The sequence below is a fragment of the Aeromonas sp. L_1B5_3 genome (assembly GCF_963866575.1).
Taxonomy (GTDB): Bacteria; Pseudomonadota; Gammaproteobacteria; order Enterobacterales; family Aeromonadaceae; genus Aeromonas; species Aeromonas jandaei.
Genome location: NZ_CAWMDN010000042.1, coordinates 1 through 1,693, shown reverse-complemented (window position 1 = coordinate 1,693; position 1,693 = coordinate 1). Strand labels below are relative to the sequence as shown.

The 1,693-nt window shown below is 58.1% G+C and carries 2 protein-coding genes; both read left to right on the top strand.

Annotated elements, in window-relative coordinates; translation table 11 throughout:
* Positions 1-69 precede the first annotated feature (69 nt).
* On the top strand, positions 70-588 hold the full coding sequence (hcp1, locus tag AACR93_RS03320) for a type VI secretion system effector Hcp1 (protein WP_010634242.1): 519 nt from the start codon (positions 70-72) through the stop codon (positions 586-588).
* A gap of 333 nt (positions 589-921) precedes the next feature.
* Positions 922-1,693 (top strand): type VI secretion system tip protein TssI/VgrG (gene tssI, locus AACR93_RS03315; protein ID WP_043852267.1); only part of this gene is annotated, 772 nt, incomplete at its 3' end.

The window sequence follows — 1,693 nt, the reverse complement described above, 5'->3', positions numbered from 1 at the left end:
TGGCATGGTCGCTGCTAATAGTCTGGTCGAGTGCTATCTCATTTAACCAATCTATTTAGGAGCATACACATGCCAACTCCATGTTATATCAGCATCGAAGGTAAAACCCAGGGCAATATCACCGCCGGTGCCTTCACCTCCGATTCCGTCGGCAACATCTTCGTACAAGGTCACGAAGACGAGATGCTGGTACAAGAGTTCCAGCACGTTGTGACTGTCCCGACCGACCCGCAATCTGGTCAGCCGGCTGGTCAGCGTGTCCACAAGCCGTTCAAGTTCACCGTTGCCCTGAACAAAGCCGTGCCGCTGATGTATAACGCGCTGGCTTCCGGTGAAATGCTGCCGAAAGTGACCCTGAAGTGGTACCGCACCTCCGTTGAAGGCAAGCAGGAGCACTTTTTCTCCACCGTGCTGACCGATGCCACCATCGTTGACATCGATTGCCAGATGCCGCACTGCCAGGACCCGGCGAAGTCTGACTTCACCCAGCTTATCCAGGTCTCCATGGCTTACCGCAAGATTGACTGGGAACACACCGTTGCCGGTACTTCCGGTGCGGACGACTGGCGTGCGCCCATCGAGGCCTAATCCTCGTTTTGTTACTTTGGTATTCCTTGCAAGTAGTTATGTGTCTTATGGGCCGGTTGCCAAATCGGCCCTCTTAGCCCGTATTTCTCCGGCCCGCTCAGGTAGCCGGAGCTTTTCTGTTTTGCCATCCCTCTGCTGCGCATTCGATTGATGCGGGGGGATGGCAAAGCACTAAAGGGTGTCCTGTGATGCAGACCCAATCCGCCCGTAGCCCGTGTTCGCCGCTATCTTGGTTGCCCGTTGTGGCACCGGAGAGGGCGGTAGCGTGGTTTGGCGGTTGGGGTTTTGAAGAGGGGCGCAGACATCGCGTGGCCGTGACAAGAGGGGAGAGCCATGGCTAATCAAACCGGATTGCAATTTACCGTCAAGGTGGGGGCGTTGCCCGAGAGCACCTTCGTGGTGGCGAGTTTCCAGCTGGACGAGGGGCTGAACCGGCCGTTCAACCTGCGCCTTGAGCTGGCCAGCAGCCAGCCCGATGTCGACTTTGGCGCCGTGCTGGACCAGCCCTGCGAGCTCATAGTGTGGTACAACGGCGAGCTGCAGCGTAGGGTATGCGGTGTAGTGAGCGAGTTTGCCCAAGGGGACAGCGGCTTTCGCCGTACCCGTTACCGCATTGAGGTGAAACCTGCCCTGTGGCGGTTGGGTCTGCGCCAGAACTCTCGCATCTTCCAGGCGCAAAAGCCTGACGAAATCCTCAGTATCCTGCTGCAAGAGCACGGCATCACCGATTACGCCTTTGCGCTCAAGAACGAGCACGCCCAGCGCGAATACTGCGTCCAGTATCGGGAGACCGACCTCGATTTCCTCAACCGCCTCGCAGCCGAAGAGGGCTTGTTCTACTTCCACGAATTTGAAGCAGGCAAGCATCGCATTGTGTTTGCCGACGATGCCGCAGCGTTAACCGCTGGCCCCGAGCTCTTCTTCAACCTCGGCAACCGCTCGCTGGAACAAGGGCCCTATGTGCGCCAGTTCCACTACCGCGAGGCGGTGCGCCCCTCGGATGTGGAGCTTAAGGACTACAGCTTCAAGACCCCGGCCTATGGCCTCTCCCACAAGAAGCAGGGGGCAGAGCTTGAGCACCAGCGCGATACCTACCAGCACTTCG

Excerpts from the sequence above, each read along its gene's own strand:
- hcp1 (WP_010634242.1), top strand. The coding sequence starts at position 70 with ATGCCAACTCCATGTTATATCAGCATCGAAGGTAAAACCCAGGGCAAT.